The organism is Acidobacteriota bacterium, assembly GCA_035529075.1.
Lineage (GTDB): Bacteria > Zixibacteria > MSB-5A5 > GN15 > FEB-12 > DATKXK01.
The window spans coordinates 273,957-290,822 of the sequence record DATKXK010000014.1 but is presented as its reverse complement, the minus strand read 5'-3'; the positions used below and the strand labels follow the sequence as shown (position 1 = coordinate 290,822).

Below are 16,866 nucleotides of genomic sequence, written 5' to 3'. Positions count from 1 at the left end.
TGGCTCACCGCGCTCTGAAGCCCTCCGAGAGCGCACGTTTACAGAATGTACCTGCTCAGATCTTTGTTCTCGATGATCGTCGAGAGCTTTTTCTCGACGGTCCGGGCCGTGATTGTCACCTTGCGTCGTTTGACCGGCGGTTCGAAAAGGATGTCCTCAAGCAGCGTGGTCATCACGGTGTGCAGACGACGCGCACCGATGTTTTCTGTTTCCATGTTGACCCGCTCGGCTATCTCGGCAATCATCCTGACGGCCCCCGGCGTGAATTCCAGGTTGACGCCCTCGGTTTTCAGCAGTGCCTTGTACTGGGTGACAAGCGCCGACTTAGGCTCGGTCAGGATGCGCTCGAAATCGCCGGCCGTAAGGGAATTGAGCTCTACCCTGATGGGGAACCGCCCCTGCAACTCCGGTATCAGGTCTGACGGTCTGGAAGCGTGAAAGGCGCCGGCGGCGATGAAGAGAACATGGTCGGTGTGGACCATACCGTACTTGGTCATGACGCCCCCGCCTTCCACGATGGGCAGGATATCGCGCTGCACGCCTTCGCGGCTGACATCGGGTCCGGTTCTGCTGTTGTCGCCGACGATCTTGTCGATTTCATCGATGAAGACAATACCGGATTCCTGCATGCGTTCGAGCGCCTCGGCGATGACGTCGTCCATGTTGACCAGTTTGCCCAGTTCCTCGTTAACGAGGAATTTTTTGGCCTCTCGTACCGGTATCTTGCGCCGCTTGGTTCGCTTGGGCAGGAGCCCGGAGAACATCTCCTGGAAATTGACACCCAGTTCCTCCATGCCCATCGGTGAGAAGATTTCAACAACGGGGTACTGCGTCTGCGGAGCTTCAAGCTCGACTTCGCGCTGATCAAGCTTTCCGGCCAGGAGCATGCTGCGGAACTTCTCCCTGGTGGCCGTTCCCTGCTCGGAGACATCCGGCTCGCCCTCCCCCGGTTTTTCGGACTTGGCCGGCCTGCCCAGAAGAAGATCGAGCAGCCGCTCCGTGGCGTTGTGCTGAGCCTGAGCCGCAAGGTGCCTGGACTTCTCGGTCTTGACCATATTCACGCCGATATCAACCAGGTCCCGGACCATGGACTCGACATCACGCCCCACGTACCCGACTTCGGTGAACTTGGAGGCCTCGACTTTCAAGAACGGAGCGGCGGCCAGGTCGGCCAGACGCCGGGCGATCTCGGTCTTGCCGACGCCCGTCGGGCCGATCATGATGATGTTGTTCGGCATGATTTCGGCGCGCAACTCTTCGGGCGCGTTTTGTCGTCGCCAGCGGTTTCTCAGGGCGATGGCAACGGACTTCTTGGCCTCGTCCTGACCGATTATGTAGACATCGAGATGTTCGACGATTTGGCGAGGGGTCGGATAGTCGTCCTTCATTTAATACATTCCACCGTGATGTTCTTGTTCGTATACACGCAGATATCAGCAGCGATTTCCAGCGCCTTGGCGGCGATTTTATCCGCCGACAGTTTGGGATTGGCGTGGATCAGTCCGCGTGCCGCGGCCAGGGCGTAAGGACCGCCTGATCCGATAGCGATGATATTGTCATCCGGTTCCACCACCTCACCGGTGCCGCTGACCAGGAAAACGTGCTCCCTGTCCATGATGGCAATGACCGCCTCCAGTTTCTGCAGCCTCTTGTCCGTGCGCCACTCTTTGGCCAGTTCTACGGCAGCGCGGGGCAGGTTCCCGGAGTACTCCTCGATTTTCTTTTCGAACAGCTCGAAGAGTGCGATTCCGTCGGCGGCCGTACCGGCAAACCCGGCCATAATCGAGCCGTCACGCATGGTACGGATCTTGGTCGCACGGGCCTTGAGGACCGTATCGTTCCACGATACCTGACCGTCCCCCGCCATGGCCGCCTTCCCGTTCCAGATTATTCCGATTATCGTGGTGGCGTGTATTCTCATCGCTTTCCTTTCTACTTGCTTGCCCCTGATCGCGGGTGCGCCCTGCGATAGGTCTTCTTGAGTGTTTCCGCCGTGACGTGCGTGTATTTCTGTGTCGTCGAGAGGGATGCATGTCCAAGCAGCTCTTTTATCAGCATCAGATCGGCACCGTTTTCAAGCATATGGGTGGCAAACGAGTGGCGCAGAGCATGGGGAGTAAGGTTCACCCCCCCTGCCCGCCCGAATTTCTTTACCAGCCGGTCAACCGACCGAACGGACAGCGCCTGGCCGTTGCGGTTCAGAAACAGGGCCGCCGCTCGGGATTGCTTTTGGCGGGCATACTCACGCCGCAGGGCAAGATACCGTTTGAGGTCACCGCGGGTGTTCTGCCCGAGCGGTACGACTCGTTCCTTGCCCCCTTTGCCGATCACGGTGACAAGACCTCGGTTAAGCTCGAGATCGGGCAGACTGATACGAGCCAGTTCCGCTCGCCGCAAGCCGGTGACATACAGCAGCAGAACCATCAGGTAGTCGCGCCAGTACGGGTATTTCTGCTTGTCGTCCCGCGCGTTACGATGTTTGAAGAGGCCGGCGGCCTCGGCCTGCGGGATGAAACCGGGCAGATTCACGCTGTATTTGATCCGTGGGAGCTTGAAACAGTACACCCTGGCCCGAAGATCGACAGCCAGGAACTTCTGAAAGCTGGACAGCGCCGCAACGAAGCGGGCAAGCGAACGGTTGGATACCCCGGCTTCCGAGCGCTGTCTGAGGTAAACCCGCAGAAAGACGGGGTCATTTTTCAACGCGTGGGGTTGCCGGGCATGCTGCTCTTCGAGGAAGGTTAGCCACGGCGAGAGGTCCCGCCGGTAGGCTTCGACCGTCCGGGCGGAGCGGTGCTTTGTCTGGGCAAGGTCCGCGAGAAATCTGGAAAACTCTTCTTGCAGCATACAGGAGCATGATATTCAAATCACCAAAACAGGTCAAATTGTTTTGTGGCGCGATGCAGGCGAGTTCAACGGTCGCCGCGAAGGAATTAGGGAATAACTGCCGGGGGGACTTCGGGATTGCGCAGATCAACCTACGGGGTTCTTTTCTGCGGCTTCTTCGGCCACCTGGTGCTTGCATTCGGGACAGCGCAGGTGCTCGCCCCGGGCCTTGGAAACCTTCGAATACATGAACGGGTGTTTGCACACTGGACATGCCTGATTCACCGGCCGATCCCAACTGGCGTAATCGCACTTGGGATAGTTGCTGCAACCATAAAAGACACGGCGATTCCTGGATTGCTTTTCGACGATCTGCCCGCCGCAGCCCTCCTTGGGGCAGGCCACCCCCACCTTGATCGGCTTGGTGTTCCTGCAGTCAGGGTAGGCAGAGCAGGCCATGAACCGGCCGTATCGTCCGGTCTTGATGACCATGGCGGAACCACACTTTTCGCACTTCTCATCGGTGCGGTTCTTGGCTTCCTCTTCGGGCAGCGGCTTGGTGGATTTGCAGTCCGGCCACGTTGAGCAGGCAAGAAAGCGCCCGTTACGACCCCACTTGATGACCATCGGAGAACCACACTTCTCACAGGAAATGTCAGTCTTCTCGATCAGTGAGGCCTTGATCTGGGATTGCCTGGCTTTAAGGGCGTCAAGAGTCTTGACAAAAGGCTTATAAAAGTCGCTAACCACTTTGACCCAGTTGTCAGCACCCTCTCCCACCTGGTCCAGTTCCCGCTCCATTTCAGCAGTGAAGGAGACGTTGAAGAGCTTGGGGAAGTGCTTGACCAGGATTTTGCTGACGGCCTCGCCCAGTTCCGTGAGATGCAGCTTTTTCTGAACCAGCTCCACGTATTTCCGCTCCTTGAGCGTTGAAACGATCGTGGCGTAGGTGGAAGGCCGGCCGATACCGTCTGCTTCAAGGCGCTTAACGAGCATCGCCTCAGAAAACCGTGCCGGCGGTCTGGTCACTGACTCGACCGGCTTCAGCTCAACGAGATTGAGAGTTTCCCCGGTCTGAAGATCGGGCAGGGTTTCCATCGCACCGTTACCATTGCCGTTCTCGTCGGGTTCTCTGGCTTCACGGTACACGTGCAGGAATCCGTCGAAGACCAGCTTTTGGGCCGAGGCCCGAAACAGGTAATCGCCGGCAGAAATATCGGCGGTTTCGACGTGATACCGGGCGTTGGTCATCTGCGAGGCGACAAAGCGCTTCCATATGAGAGCATAGAGTTTTAACTGCTGCGGCGTCAGGTGCGTCTTCACCTCGTCGGGCGGAAGACTGACTGATGTCGGCCGAATGGCCTCGTGAGCATCCTGGGCCGACTTGCGCCGACCATAGACGTTGGCCTTGGCCGGAAGATACTCTTCTCCGAATTCGCTGGCGATGTACTTGCGGACGGCGGCCTTGGCCTCTGATGCCACCCTGGTGGAGTCGGTTCTCATATACGTGATCAGGCCCGTCGGACCCTTCTTGCCGATATCGATTCCTTCGTACAGGCGCTGTGCGATCGACATCGTCTGCTTGGGGGAAAAACCGTGTACTTTGGCCGCTTCCTGTTGCAGGGTCGAAGTTATAAACGGCGCTGCTGGCTTGCGCAGGCGACTGGTTCGCTTGATCCCGGTAACGGTGAAGTCCTGTTCCGTAAGATCAGTGATGAGCCGGTCGGCTTCGGCGCGGGAGTCAATCGTCATTTTGTTCTTCCCGCGCTGGCCCGCATTGACCACGGTTTTCTGGCCAATCCTGTAAAGCTGAGCCTGAAACTTCGCCCCGTCGCGGTTGGCCAAAACCGCAAAGATGTTCCAGTAGGCCTGCTGCACAAAATCCCGGATCTCGGTCTCCCGCTCACAGACGAGGCGCAAGGCTACGGATTGAACTCGACCGGCCGACAGATTGCGGGCCACGGTTTTCCACAGGAACGGGGACACCTGGTACCCCACCAGGCGATCAAGCACGCGGCGGGCCTGCTGGGCATTGACCAGGTTCAGATCAATGGCCCGAGGTTTCCGGATCGCCTCGGTCACCGCCGTCTTGGTAATTTCGTTAAAGGTAACCCTCAGGAAATCGGACTTGGCCCCCTTGAGGGCATTGGCCACGTGCCAGGCTATAGCTTCGCCCTCTCTATCCGGATCGGGCGCGAGGTAGACAGTGCCCGCCTTCCGCGCCGCCTTCTTCAGCTGCGCGATGATCTTCTCTTTACCTTTGATGACGGTGTAGGCGGGCTCGAAATCGTGCTCAACATCGACTCCCAGTTTCGATTTGGGCAGATCAACAATATGACCGACGGTGGACAGGACATCGAAATCCTTGCCCAGGAACCGGGCGAGCGTTCGAGATTTGGCGGGCGACTCTACAATAACTAAGTTTCTGGCCATTACCGTTCCTGTGCAAGTGCTCAGAAGTACGTCGATGGTTATTCGATATCGGAACGCTGGAAATTTACTTTACCTTCAATAAGATCCTTAAGTGCGACCATCGTTATTTTTCGCGCCTCGATGTCTACTTCCCCGCCTTCTTCAAGCTGCTCTAGCCTTCTGAGACGGCGGGCATTGAGGTGACGGGCATGCTGAGCGGCAATGATCACGGCTTCGTATCGATTCCTGGTGATCCTGTCGAGCTCATCCATAGGTAAAAACGGCATAACGGTATATCTCCTGCAAGACTTAGGTGTTAACCAATTATTCTGCTTATTTGTTCCGTATCGGCAAATTCGGTGCGGCACTCATGGGCGTGAATAATCGCCAATACCTGCCGTACTGCCTTGTCAAGGTCTTGATTGATAACAACATAGTCGAATCCGTAGCGGCGAAAGGCCCGCATTTCCCGCCGGGCGTTCTCGAACCGCACGCTCAGCTGCTCGGCCGTCTCGGTGCCGCGCTTTCTCAAACGCTGTTTCAGGGCGCTGATCGACGGCGGCAGAATAAACACGGCTATGGCTTCAGGATAGGCCCGCCGCAGCGACCGCGCACCCTTCACGTCGACGTCAAAGAGCATGACACCGCCGCGCCGTCGGACGGCTTCTATCGGAGCCCGTGGGGTGCCGTAACTGTACAGGTGGACGCGGAAGCTCTCCGCGAAAAACCTTCGCTTTTCAAGGCGGAGGAATTCTTGCTCGCCAACGAAGAAGTATTCGCGGCCGTTGCGTTCGCCGCGACGCGGACGGCGCGTGGTGTACGATATTGAAAAATTCCACCCTTTCCTGCGCCGGGTGGGGCTTAGCAGCTTTCGGCAAATAGAAGTCTTCCCGCCACCCGACGGCGACGAGATAATCACGATTTTACCCGGCTTCATATACATCTACATCATGAATCTCTCCGCGCGGAGAGTCATTCAACGTTTTGCACCATTTCCCGGAGTTTCTCGACCTCTTCCTTCAGTGAAATGACGGCACCGGCGATACCGAGGTCGGCGGATTTCGACCCGATGGTGTTGACCTCCCGGTTCATTTCCTGGAGAATGAAGTTGAGCCTGCGTCCCGACGCACTTTTCGCCTTGAGCGTAGCCGCAAACTGGTCGAGGTGGCTGTCCAGGCGGACACATTCCTCGGCGATATCGGTGCGGTCGGCGAAAAGGGCGACTTCCTCTTCGAGGCGAGCGGCGTCACAAACCGGTCGCTGGAGGAGACTTTCAATGCGTTCGTGCAGCTTGTCGGCATATACCTGCACCGAGTCTCTTGTTTGCCGTTCGACCCGCCGGAGGAGTCCGGCCATTGATTTCAGGCGTTTGTTCATATCAGCGGCCATCGCCCGGCCTTCCCGCTTTCGCATCTCGACAAGCTGCCCCGCGGCCCGGTGCAGGCCTTTTCGCAGGGTCTTCCAGATGCGTTCCGGGTCCGGTGCGTTGCGGTCCGCTTGAACCACGTCCGGCAACGATACCAGGCTGCTCAGGTTAATATCCCCATCCAGCTTCAACTCTCGGTGTAATTGACGAAGTTGACGTACGTAGGCTCGGACGGCCCGATCATTGATAGCATACTTCCCGGTCGCATCCTCCGGTTCGTCAAGATTGACCGTCACGGTCACCTTGCCACGACTAAGGATCTCCGAAAGGTATTCGCGCACGCGCGGTTCAAGTGAGAAATAAGGTTTCGGGAGCCGGACGGTGAATTCCAGAAAGCGGCTGTTGACCGTGGCTATCTCCACGGTCAACCTGCCCAACCGTCCGGGTATCTCGGCCCTGCCGAATCCTGTCATAGAGTACATAGCTTATCCAGCCCGTAAACAAGGCTCCAAAATAGAGGCTTTCATCAGAATGTCAACCGCAATTGTGGAGCGGATCGGCTAACCCTCAGGCCCGGAAGTGCCTGACGGCCGATTGGTGTCAATCAGGCTGCCGGCAGCCGTCGGCCGGAGAGTCGCTCTGGAAAGGCTGCCGAGGTGATGCAGGGCGGATTCAATACGCCTGGCCGACTCCTGTATCACGCGAACCTTCTGTTTCACCTCGGCATCGCAACCGTTGGAGTCACCGAGCAGCAGTTCCGTGATTCCGAGTATGGCCATCAGCGGGTTGTTTATCTCGTGCGCCAGGGTGTTGGCCGTGATATTGATCATATCGGCTTTCCTCCTGGCCGTGAGTCTCGGCCTGAGCGGCCGGCCGTCGCGGTAGAAACTGCCTTGCTCAAGAACGTGGGCCACGAGTTGCGGAATGAGGATATGAAAGGTACTGTCTTTGACAACGAAGGCGGTGAGCCCGTTATCCCCGGGGTATACATCCGGCAGAACCGTGCCCGGCGGGGTCGTCAGCAGGATCGGCAGGTGCCGGCGACAACGCCTCACGGCTTCTACTATGTTGCTGTCGCTGTTGGCGGCACACGTGCAGTCGATGACGGCGGCATCGTAGGTAGTCTTCTGGAGTTCCTCGATTGCCTGGTCAGCGGAGCGAAAAACGGCCACGATGGACGCAGCAAAGCGGTTGCGCAGGCCCCGCTCGATCAGCAGCGCGTGGTACCGGTTCTTATCGGCAATCAGGATGCGCAGATTCCGATCCATCAGGCCTCCTCCCCCGCGCCTCGACCGGCGGGGATCGAGACCGTCACGGTCGTACCCTGCCCGCTTCCGGATGTGACCGTGATATCACCGCCGAGACTCCGGGCCAGTTGCCGTGTGATGGCCAGCGAAGTGCCGTGTCCCGAAGGCGACGCCGCCTCCTGCCCCGGAGGTCTGGCGAAGAAACGGAAAGCGCGCCCGAGAGCGCCTTCGGATATGCCCGGCCCGTTATCCGATACAGTGATGGCGGCAACGCCGTCATCTACGGTAGCGGCGATTCGTATGTGCAGTTCTCCCGGGGCAAACTTAAAGCAATTGCTTACAACATTGCCGAGGATCAGGCAGAGCCGGTGCCGACACGTCACGATCTTCGGCAGTTGGCCGACCTCTGCCGACACCTTGACTGCCGGGTAAGCGGTGCGCTGATCGTCAAGCGCCTTGGAGACGACGGCGTCAAGATCCGTGAGATGCATATCCTCGGTGCGGGCGATATTCTCAATCAGACAGGAAAGGTCGGCCAGCATCCTGAAGTGTCGGGCGGTCTGACCTTCAAGTCGGCGCCGATGAAAACCGGCATTCTTGTCCGGGTCGGCATCGGGAAGACCGGGCAGCTGGTCGCAGAGTGACGTTACCACGTCATGAGACGTCTGAAGTTCGGTGACAATCTGCCGCAGCGCCGAGTTCTCGACGTGACAGTCAATCGTCTCTCGCCCGGGCAGCGCGTCGGGCACAAGGACAAAGCTGAAGCGACCTCGTGTCTCGCCGGCCGCCTGTCTTGTAATTGCCAGCCTGGCGGACCGGCCCGACGGCGTGTTCACGTTCGTCCGGAACTGCCCCGGGTCGTCATCAGCCGGGTCAGTTTCGCAGAAATTGCGGATAGCCTCAACAACGTGCGGCGGGTTGCAATCGGACAGGAGCTCAACGAACTCGTCGTAGTGACCGGCAGGTCGCCGGCCCTCGAAACTCTCGGACAGGACCGAATTGTAGGCCGCTATACGACCATCGGCACTGGTTTGGAGAAGCCCGATGCCGAGCTTGCCGAGCGCCTCTACAAGTCGCGTGACGTCGTGCGGGACACCCGTCTCACTCGCAGCGGTACCGAGCCGAGCCAGGCATCGCGAGGTCAGGTCGACGGCAAAGCGGGCACGCTGGATGCCGCGTGCGGCCGAACTCCTGTCCATGTCATCCTTGAACACCACCCGCACCAGCAGCGGCGACTCGCTCTCAGGTTGCAGGCACGAAACGAATTCGCTCGGCGCTTTTCCGTCAAGCTCAACCGCACGCTGAACGTCCTGCTCGGATGCAAAATCGTAGGCCTGGCCGGTTTCGGCCACGGCCTGGTGAATCTTGAGCAGAGAAGGAACCTCTTGCAGGGAGTCCCGCCCGATATCCTCAATAAGTTCCGGTTTGCCATCCCGAAGACGGTACAGCAGCACCTGATTGCCGCCACAGAACGTCCGCACGGCACGGGCGAGTTCGGTCCACTGGACGGAATCAGGAAAGCGCAGCAGTTCGGCTATGAGATCCTGCAGTTCGGCAAAGCGTTCACGTGGTGCACGACCGCGATCCGAGGACGTGCCGGCATTGATGATGAACTGGTAGTTGACCGGGCTGCCGGCGATGAAATTAAGCGAGATGACGACCGTGGCGGGGACCCGTTGCCCGTCCTTGTGGATCAATCCGATGCGGGTGGTCTTGAAGAAAGTCTCGAAGTGATAACGCCTGGATATAATGCTGTTGATCACTTCCTGATCGTCTTCGGCCAGGAAGTCAAGAAAGGGGCGACCGAACAACTCCTCGCGTGTAAAGCCGAGCAGCTCTTCGGTCTCGTCATCGATAAACACAAAACGACCTTTAAGGTCGATCTTGCACACCGCACAGCGAATGACCCGAGTGTTGTGTGAGCGGGAAGACTTCATTATGCGGAATCTGTTTAGATGCCCTCGTACACTATATAGGCCGGCCCGTGGCACGCCGCTTCCGACCCGCCCGGACATCCGACGTCCCGGCAGGCCGCATCACGGCCACACGGCGACCGAAGAACCTAACACTGTCTTATGGGATACATCGGCCTTTCCTGTGGAAAAGTTGACCACCGCACACCGGTTTTATGAGCGTGAGTGCATGCGGGATCACACCGGCGGGCAGGTGCGCCGTCAGGACTGACCGTAACACGAATACCACCACCTGAATAGCAACATTAACTTAGACTTGTTAAGTCACTGTTAAATAACATATTGCGGCGCGCGAGTAATTGAGGGCTACTTGCCCCCTGCGGGGGCTGTCAAGGCTGAGTGCGGGCGGGGCGAACCCCCCGGGACCGGCGCAAAGCGGCAAATGACAGGCTACTTCTTGTCTTTCTTCTTCAACAAGTCCTCAAGAAGGTTGCCCGCCTTCTTGCCGAGATCGTCGCCGGCGGTTTTGGTCAGCGCACTGTAGTCCAACTCCGCTTTGGGGCTGTCCGCCGTCCCGGATATTTTCAGCGGCAGTGCAAGGCGGGCCGTCGTCTTGTCGGTGAGCAGACCGGCCAGGCCGCCCAGCAGGCCGCCTTTCGAGACCAGCTTCTCCGTCACTTCCTGGCTTAACAGGAGGCTGCCGGAATAGCCGATGCTGCCGTCAAAACCGTAAAACCCGCCGATCTCGATATCGCCGACTTGCGTAAGCCGTGTCTTGAGATTGTCCAGCACAATCTTGCCGTCTTTGACGAGAATGTCCGTGCCAAGATTCTTGATCGGCTGTTCCTCGGAAAAGCTCTGACCGGCCTTGTCGGCCAGCCCGCTGATCAGCTTGTAGAGAGTGCCCGAAGTGACAATCTTGCCGTCGAGCATGTTCCCCCTGCCGTTCATGGTCAGCGAATTGAGAAACTCGTCCGGCTCCCAACCGCGCGCCGTATAGCCGCCGGTCAGATCGCACTTGCCGAAGACGTGACCGCCGAACCGGGTAAACCGGGACATGAAGTCGTCGACGTCGACCTGGTCGCCCTTGAACTCTCCGGTGTAAACGGGGTTGTCAAAGTCGTTCAGGTCGATCGTCGTAGTCCCGGAGACCTTGCCGGAGTATACGTTGCCGGTGACGTCGTAGCACTCGATCCGGCGATCCTTGATCCTGACCTTGCCATCCAGATCCGTGAACTCGACCTTGCTGTAGATCAGCGTGTCGACGTGCAGCGTCCCCCGACCGTCGATATCGGGAAGGATGACGAGGGACACCGAGTCCACCGGTTTTGACGCCCGGTTCTCACCGGAGCCGGGAACGGCCTCGGGAAAGAGCCGATCGGTGTCAAACCGCCGCGACGACAAAGTAAAGAGAAAGAGGGGTTTTGTCATCGCGGTGCGATCGAGACCCTTTACGGGCAGAAGGTACGGGAACGGGTTGACCAGCTTGCCGGTGAAAGTCACGTCGCTGGACGTGAACTTGAGATACATGCGGTCAATCGCGATGGTGTCCGGCTGGAGGGCCATCTCAACGGCAAAATTCGTGATCGGCTCAGGCATGAGCGAATCGGTGTAGGTACCCTTCGTGACCGTAAGCCTGCCCCGGGGCTTGATGTCCGCAAGGCGGGCGGCGCCGCCGGCAACCTTGACGTCAACCGCCAGCCGTCCGGTCAGTTCCGGCTGCCCTTTCTCAGGCAGGTAGCGGCCGAGCATGGCCAGGTCAAGCTCCCCTTTGAACGTACCGTCGACCGACGGTGAAACCTTCCGCGCCTGGACCGAGTCGGCCATCAGGTAGGCAACGAGATTGTCAATCCGGCCCGAGAAATTCACGTATCCGGATTTGAACCGCGCTTCGAACGTGCGTACGTTTACCAGCTTGTTGTCAAAGTAGGCGTCGACCGAGAGCGCCTCTATCGGTTCGGGCATCTGCGGTGAGTTGTACCGGCCCTCGGTGACGGTCAGATTGCCGGAAAAGCTCATGCTCTTGACGTCGCCGGTGCGGCCGGAGAATTTCAGGTCCGCCCTGGCCCGACCGGCCACCTCGTGCCCGCCCTCGGGAGGAAGAAACGGCTGCGCAAAGGCGAGATTGACCGACCCGGCCAGTTCGCCGTTGACGACCGGGTCGTCGAAATTGTCGACCACGAGATGCCCCTTGAACGGCTCGCCGTCAAAGGTGCCGTCCTCGATGTTCATGCGCAGGTTGTCCGGCTTGAAATCAAGGAGCGCCCGCCGGAACCGCAGTTCCCCCTCGATCCCTTCCCGGGCCATGGTCATGTCCGAAATGACCGCCGTGCCCGCGTAGGTGAGGGCGTTCTCGGTAACGGAGGCATCGTATTGGACGTCGACGTCAAAAGAGAAATCGCCGTCCAGCCTGAACTCGGCAATCTCGTCACGCTGTTTCTGCGGCAGAAGCTTAAACAGGTCGGCTACGGTGATACGGTCGGACTTGACATTGCCCGTGGCTCTCGGTTCGCCCAGCGGGTCGGACACTTCGGCGGTCATGTTGAATTTCAGGCCGTTGACCTGCAAATCAGCCTTCTCGACGGAGAGGCGCTTTTCATTCAGGTCATACTCACCGGCGTAGTGTAAATCGAGCGACACGGCCGGATAGGTCTGCCCACGCGTTACGGCCAGGCTGTCGATGCTCACCCTGCCCTGCGAGGCGTACCGGCCGGGCGCCGGGTTCTCCAGCGCCGTCGAGAGGTTCAGGTCGGTCAGGACCAGCGCAAGCCCGGAACTGTCGTCACGATAGCTGAGGCGGCCACCGTTGATTTCCAGGGCGTCGAACGACACCGCCGCTCCGGCGGCTTTGGCCGCTGCCGGCTGCTCGGCGACCTCGGGCGGCATTGCCGAATCCACCGTCGGGAATTCGTAGTTGGTGCGGCCCTGTTTCGTTTTCACGAGGGCAATGCGGGGGCGGTTGACAATAAACCGGTCGACCCGGATTTCGCGTTTCAAGAGCGGCCACAGCCGCAGTTTGACGTCAACATTGTCGGCCTCGAGCAGGTTGTCCGTCGTGATGTCCTCGGGACTGGCCACGGCCACGTCCACGAGCTTGACGCCGAGGCCGCCCCAGAGGGAGATGTCGATGTCCTGCACCGAGACCTCGCGCCCGAGGGCCTCGCTGCCGCGCTCGATGGCCAGTTGGCGGGCCCGCTCTTTCGGGAAAAAGAGTTCAAAACCGACAATGATCAGGATGACCAGCAGGACGATAATACCTGCCAGCCAGGCGAGAATCTTGAGTAATTTCTTCATCGTTTCTTCTACACGTGATTAGTCCGGCAATCGCCGTAATCTTAGCAAGGTCTTCTCGATCAATCAATATAAAACGGATTTCCACCCGTTTGGTTCACGGGCAAAGCAAGGCAGGCCACTCCGTTCGGGCGGCCTGCGGCATGCGCGCCGGTAGCTGAGAGTCTAAAAGTCGAGCGAGTCGCCGGGTTTGAGGATCACCACCTGTGATCCCTTGACCTTGTCGGAGAACTCCTGCGGCGAGGCCTGGATGACGTCGAAGGTGTCGTAGTGGACCGGGACCACCCGTTTGGGCTTCAGGAACTCGACCGCCTTGACGGCGTCGTCGATGCCCATAGTGAAGTTGTCGCCGATGGGCAGGAAGGCCAGGTCGATCTCGTTCATCTCCCCTATCAGTGTCATGTCGTAGAACAGGCCGGTGTCGCCCGGGTGGTAGACGGTGCGCCCGCCGATGTTGATGAGAAACCCGACCGCCGGGCCGGTGTAGACCGAGGCGTCCTCGCCGTAGCCGCCGCCGTGATGGGCGATAGTCAGCTTGACGCGGCCGAAGTCGAATTTCCGCGCGCCGCCGATGTGCATCGGGTGGATGGTCGCGCCCCCCCTGGCGCACAGGCTGGCCAGCTCGTAGTTGGCGATGATAGTCGCCCCGGTCCGTTGGGCGATAGCCAGGGCGTCCCCCACGTGGTCGCCGTGCCCGTGTGTCAGGAGCACGTAGTTTACGTCGATCTCCGTGGCCGCCACCGGCGCCTGCGGGTTGCCGGTGATATAGGGGTCGATGATCAGCCGGTGCTCTCCCTCGGTCAGCATGACGCAGGAATGGCCCAGGAATCTCGCTTGTGGCATGGTCAACTCCTCTGACAACTGTTATGTGTGTGCTGTGCCCGCAAAGTAATGCCGGTCGGGTCGGCTGTCAAATGGAATGGGCGGGCCTGCCTCTGCCCCGCTCAGAAGCTCTTGCGCTTGAAAGCCCGCCGCAGGGCCAGCAGGAAGAACGTAATCAGGATGATTATGAGAACCGTTTGCAGAACAATAATCGCCTTCTGGTACGGCTGAAACCCGTACAGGTTGATCGCCGAGCGGTCAAAAGTGATAAATGACAGGTGGTTGAAAAACGTGTTCCAATAGTCCCGCGTCAAGAACAGACAATCCCAGGGCCGCCAACTCCACGCATAATTGACCTCGTCGACGTGCAGGCCCTCTGCGTTAGGGTAGAGCTTTATCCCGTCGTAAAGGAAATACAACGGAAACGTAAGGCGCGCGAGCACCAGCCAGAAGAACGGCAGCAGGTAGCTCTGGCCGTAGTATGACACCAGTTTGTACAGAGAGCTGGCGCACAAGTACTGGCGCAGGCGACCTTTGGCCTTGCGTTCCATTTCCTGCTCGCCGATGTAGAAATCCCCGGCCTGTGCGTACTGAAGGTTCTCCGCGTAGTTCTTCTGAAGCTGGCGATTCAGGCGAGCAATAGCCCGGTAGTCAGGCCTGGGGGAGTCACCCTTCCCTTTCTGTGCGGCCCAAACTTCATCACATACGGCGCATCTGGGAAACCATTTGAAGAATTTCGGCACAGTTGGCCACGTGACGTCAGTAAAGCTGACTTTCGTGACATCCGTCTCAAGGAAGAGACATTTGGCGAGGTGTGTTTTCCGAAAACAAGGCGAGTCCTTCTTCTCGACCGTCATGTGGGAAAAATCCGCCCAATGCTCGAACATCTTCGGCTCTTCCGGAACCCAGGGGTAGAGCATGTGTAGCGAAGCCAACTGACGTTCAGGTTCTCTGTCGAAGCTCAATCTGCCGTTCTCAAGCACATGGCACTCTCTGAAATTCACCGTACTGCCAAAAGAACACCCGCCGAACCTGGCCAGACCCGAAAACCTGGCACCCTCGAAATCCGCCGGACTTGAAAACACCGCGTAGTTGAAATCCGTAACGCCGAGGAACTTCGCGTCACCGAAATCCGCCTTGCCGCGGAATAGGACGGCGTCAAAAACCGCGTTGCGGGAAAACTGCGTGCCGTGAAAATCCGCCGCGCCGAGAAACTGCGCGCCAGTGAAGTCTGCCTCGCCGGAAAACTGCGCACCGTGAAAATCCGCAGCGCCCGTGAACCGGAGATGGTCGAAAAACGTCGCATCGGAGAACTCTGCGTCGTCAAAACCGGCTTTACCGGAAAACTCCGCAAACGTGAAAAAGGCCTCACCGGAAAACTGCGCACCGTAAAAATCCGCGTTGCCGGAAAAGCTCGCTCCGTCGAAACTTGCCGTACCGGAAAACCGTGCCTCCAAGAATGTCACGTCGGTGGAAAACCGCGCACGAGAGAAACCCGCCTCGCCGCAAAAGCGCGCTTCGTAAAGGAACACACTCTTATTGAACTCGCTCGGCAGTCTCCAACCATCGACGGGAAACACGAACCGTCTCAGATCGTATAGCTCGGCCTCCTTGTCTGCAAAGATCTTGTCAAGCTCTTGCTGGAAAAGCTCTATATCCTTGTCTTGCTTGTCCGAGTGGCAGATGCACTTCCCGCCGTCATAGAGCGCGCGGCCGCAGGGCTTATCATTGAACATCAGTACCTGACAAGTGCCCTGCTGATTGAGTTCCATTATAGTCGCCTGCGAATAAAGGGCGCGCCGGCCGCCGGGTCAGAAAAGAAAAAGACACTAAAGGACAATTGTCACCCCGCATCTGACTGCCGGGGTGCGGAAAGCCCGCCTACGCGATAATCCCGCCGCCCGACAGGATGTCACCCTCGTAAAAAACCACTGACTGCCCCGGTGTGATGGCGCGCTGCGTGTTCTCGAAGGTAACATGGACGGAGCTGTCTGTCAAGGGCGTGACGGTGGCCGGTGCGGCCGGGTGCAGGTAGCGGATCTTGACGGCGGCCTCAAACGGTTCGCTCGACGGTTCCCGGCCGACCCAGTTGACGCGCTGGGCGGTCAGTTCGCTTCTGAAAAGGGTGTCGTTGTCGCCGACTATGACGCGGTTGGCCCTGGTATCGATCTCCTGCACGTACAGCGGGGTGGGGTGCGCAATGCCGAGTCCCTTGCGCTGGCCGATGGTGAAAAAGGCGGTGCCGTTGTGCCTGCCGAGCACGCGGCCGTCGGTGTGGACGATCTCCCCCGGCTCGTGGCGGCGGCCCTGCTTGGCCTCGAACTCGACAAGGAACCGTCGGTAGTCATCATCGGCGACAAAGCATATCTCGCGGGACTCGGGGCGTTCGGCGGTGCGAAGTTTGTGCCTGCGGGCGATCTGCCTGACCTCGGATTTCTCCAGCCCGCCCAGCGGCATGAGGGTCATCGACAGCGCCTCCTGCGACAGCCCCCACAGCACGTAGGACTGGTCGCGGGTAAAGTCGACGCCCCGACGGATGCGCCAGCGGCCGTTGCCGGCTTTCTCGACAAAGGAGTAATGACCGGTAGCGATATAGTCACAGCCTATTTCGCGGGCCTTGCGGAGGAATTCGGTCCACTTGACCTCGGAGTTGCAGGCCACGCACGGGTTGGGCGTGCGGCCGGAGCGGTACTCGGAGACGAAGTTCTCGATGACGGCTTTCCTGAAGTGCTCCGACATGTTCAGCACGTAAAACGGCGCGCCGATAGCGTCGCACACAAAGCGGCAGTCGGTGATCGATTCCAGCGTGCAGCAGCGGCCGTCGCGGTGGATATCGCCGCCGACGTCGACGTAGTCCCACAGTTTCATATGCGCCCCGACAACGTCGTACCCCTGCTCCCCGAGCAAAAGGGCGGCGACCGAGGAATCGACTCCGCCGGAAAGGGCAACGAGAACTTTCTTTCGAGCCATGATGACACGCAGCGGCGGC

General features: G+C 59.0%; 13 protein-coding genes. 1 reads left to right on the top strand and 12 read right to left on the bottom strand.

Going from position 1 to position 16,866, the window contains the following annotated elements:
- Positions 1 to 38: 38 nt before the first annotated feature.
- From hslU to rpoZ, 5 genes are all read right to left on the bottom strand, one after another.
- On the bottom strand, positions 39 to 1,388 hold the full coding sequence (hslU, locus tag VMY05_08805; protein HUV31171.1) for an ATP-dependent protease ATPase subunit HslU: 1,350 nt from the start codon (positions 1,386 to 1,388) through the stop codon (positions 39 to 41).
- Entirely contained in the window at positions 1,385 to 1,921 is a 537-nt protein-coding gene (gene hslV, locus VMY05_08800) for an ATP-dependent protease subunit HslV (GenBank protein HUV31170.1), read from the bottom strand. Before hslV ends, hslU begins: the two co-directional genes overlap by 4 nt.
- 11 nt (positions 1,922 to 1,932) lie before the next feature.
- A complete protein-coding gene (locus VMY05_08795) occupies positions 1,933 to 2,847 on the bottom strand; it encodes a tyrosine-type recombinase/integrase (protein ID HUV31169.1) in 915 nt (304 codons plus the stop codon).
- 126 nt (positions 2,848 to 2,973) lie between these two features.
- Positions 2,974 to 5,259, bottom strand: coding sequence for a type I DNA topoisomerase (topA, locus tag VMY05_08790; GenBank protein ID HUV31168.1), 2,286 nt, complete (start codon positions 5,257 to 5,259; stop codon positions 2,974 to 2,976).
- 38 nt (positions 5,260 to 5,297) lie between these two features.
- Positions 5,298 to 5,525, bottom strand: a complete 228-nt coding sequence (gene rpoZ, locus VMY05_08785) for a DNA-directed RNA polymerase subunit omega (GenBank protein HUV31167.1) — start codon at positions 5,523 to 5,525, stop codon at positions 5,298 to 5,300.
- Between the two features lie 26 nt (positions 5,526 to 5,551).
- Here rpoZ and VMY05_08780 point away from each other — a divergent pair, with 26 nt between their 5' ends.
- Positions 5,552 to 6,067, top strand: a complete 516-nt coding sequence (locus tag VMY05_08780; GenBank protein HUV31166.1) for a hypothetical protein — start codon at positions 5,552 to 5,554, stop codon at positions 6,065 to 6,067.
- 143 nt (positions 6,068 to 6,210) lie between these two features.
- On the opposite strand, the gene VMY05_08775 is transcribed toward VMY05_08780, so the two are convergent.
- The 7 genes from VMY05_08775 to mnmA all read right to left on the bottom strand — a co-directional run bounded on the left by VMY05_08775 (position 6,211) and on the right by mnmA (position 16,847).
- Positions 6,211 to 7,086: a YicC/YloC family endoribonuclease gene (locus tag VMY05_08775; protein ID HUV31165.1), complete on the bottom strand. Its 876-nt coding sequence runs from the start codon at positions 7,084 to 7,086 to the stop codon at positions 6,211 to 6,213.
- Positions 7,087 to 7,164: 78 nt separating this feature from the next.
- Positions 7,165 to 7,872 (bottom strand): histidine kinase dimerization/phospho-acceptor domain-containing protein, encoded by a 708-nt coding sequence (locus VMY05_08770; protein HUV31164.1) that lies wholly within the window; start codon positions 7,870 to 7,872, stop codon positions 7,165 to 7,167.
- A complete protein-coding gene (locus VMY05_08765; protein HUV31163.1) occupies positions 7,872 to 9,743 on the bottom strand; it encodes an ATP-binding protein in 1,872 nt (623 codons plus the stop codon). Before VMY05_08765 ends, VMY05_08770 begins: the two co-directional genes overlap by 1 nt.
- A gap of 471 nt (positions 9,744 to 10,214) precedes the next feature.
- Positions 10,215 to 13,058, bottom strand: coding sequence for an AsmA family protein (locus tag VMY05_08760; GenBank protein HUV31162.1), 2,844 nt, complete (start codon positions 13,056 to 13,058; stop codon positions 10,215 to 10,217).
- Positions 13,059 to 13,220: 162 nt separating this feature from the next.
- Positions 13,221 to 13,898 carry a metal-dependent hydrolase gene (locus VMY05_08755; protein HUV31161.1) on the bottom strand — a complete coding sequence of 226 codons (678 nt, stop codon included), beginning with the start codon at positions 13,896 to 13,898 and terminating at the stop codon, positions 13,221 to 13,223.
- Between the two features lie 101 nt (positions 13,899 to 13,999).
- Complete coding sequence (locus VMY05_08750) at positions 14,000 to 15,649, bottom strand: pentapeptide repeat-containing protein (GenBank protein ID HUV31160.1); 1,650 nt, start codon at positions 15,647 to 15,649, stop codon at positions 14,000 to 14,002.
- A gap of 109 nt (positions 15,650 to 15,758) precedes the next feature.
- The gene (gene mnmA / locus VMY05_08745; GenBank protein HUV31159.1) at positions 15,759 to 16,847 is read right to left on the bottom strand and encodes a tRNA 2-thiouridine(34) synthase MnmA; all 1,089 of its coding nucleotides are present in this window, start codon (positions 16,845 to 16,847) and stop codon (positions 15,759 to 15,761) included.
- Positions 16,848 to 16,866: the final 19 nt, after the last annotated feature.

Bases quoted from the DNA above. Each gene is read 5' to 3' on its own strand.
- VMY05_08750 (HUV31160.1), bottom strand. From the start codon at position 15,649: ATGGAACTCAATCAGCAGGGCACTTGTCAGGTACTGATGTTCAATGAT.
- VMY05_08795 (HUV31169.1), bottom strand. From the start codon at position 2,847: ATGCTGCAAGAAGAGTTTTCCAGATTTCTCGCGGACCTTGCCCAGACA.
- mnmA (HUV31159.1), bottom strand. From the start codon at position 16,847: ATGGCTCGAAAGAAAGTTCTCGTTGCCCTTTCCGGCGGAGTCGATTCC.
- VMY05_08760 (HUV31162.1), bottom strand. From the start codon at position 13,058: ATGAAGAAATTACTCAAGATTCTCGCCTGGCTGGCAGGTATTATCGTC.
- hslU (HUV31171.1), bottom strand. From the start codon at position 1,388: ATGAAGGACGACTATCCGACCCCTCGCCAAATCGTCGAACATCTCGAT.
- VMY05_08775 (HUV31165.1), bottom strand. From the start codon at position 7,086: ATGTACTCTATGACAGGATTCGGCAGGGCCGAGATACCCGGACGGTTG.
- topA (HUV31168.1), bottom strand. From the start codon at position 5,259: ATGGCCAGAAACTTAGTTATTGTAGAGTCGCCCGCCAAATCTCGAACG.
- hslV (HUV31170.1), bottom strand. From the start codon at position 1,921: ATGAGAATACACGCCACCACGATAATCGGAATAATCTGGAACGGGAAG.
- VMY05_08755 (HUV31161.1), bottom strand. From the start codon at position 13,898: ATGCCACAAGCGAGATTCCTGGGCCATTCCTGCGTCATGCTGACCGAG.
- rpoZ (HUV31167.1), bottom strand. From the start codon at position 5,525: ATGCCGTTTTTACCTATGGATGAGCTCGACAGGATCACCAGGAATCGA.
- VMY05_08770 (HUV31164.1), bottom strand. From the start codon at position 7,872: ATGGATCGGAATCTGCGCATCCTGATTGCCGATAAGAACCGGTACCAC.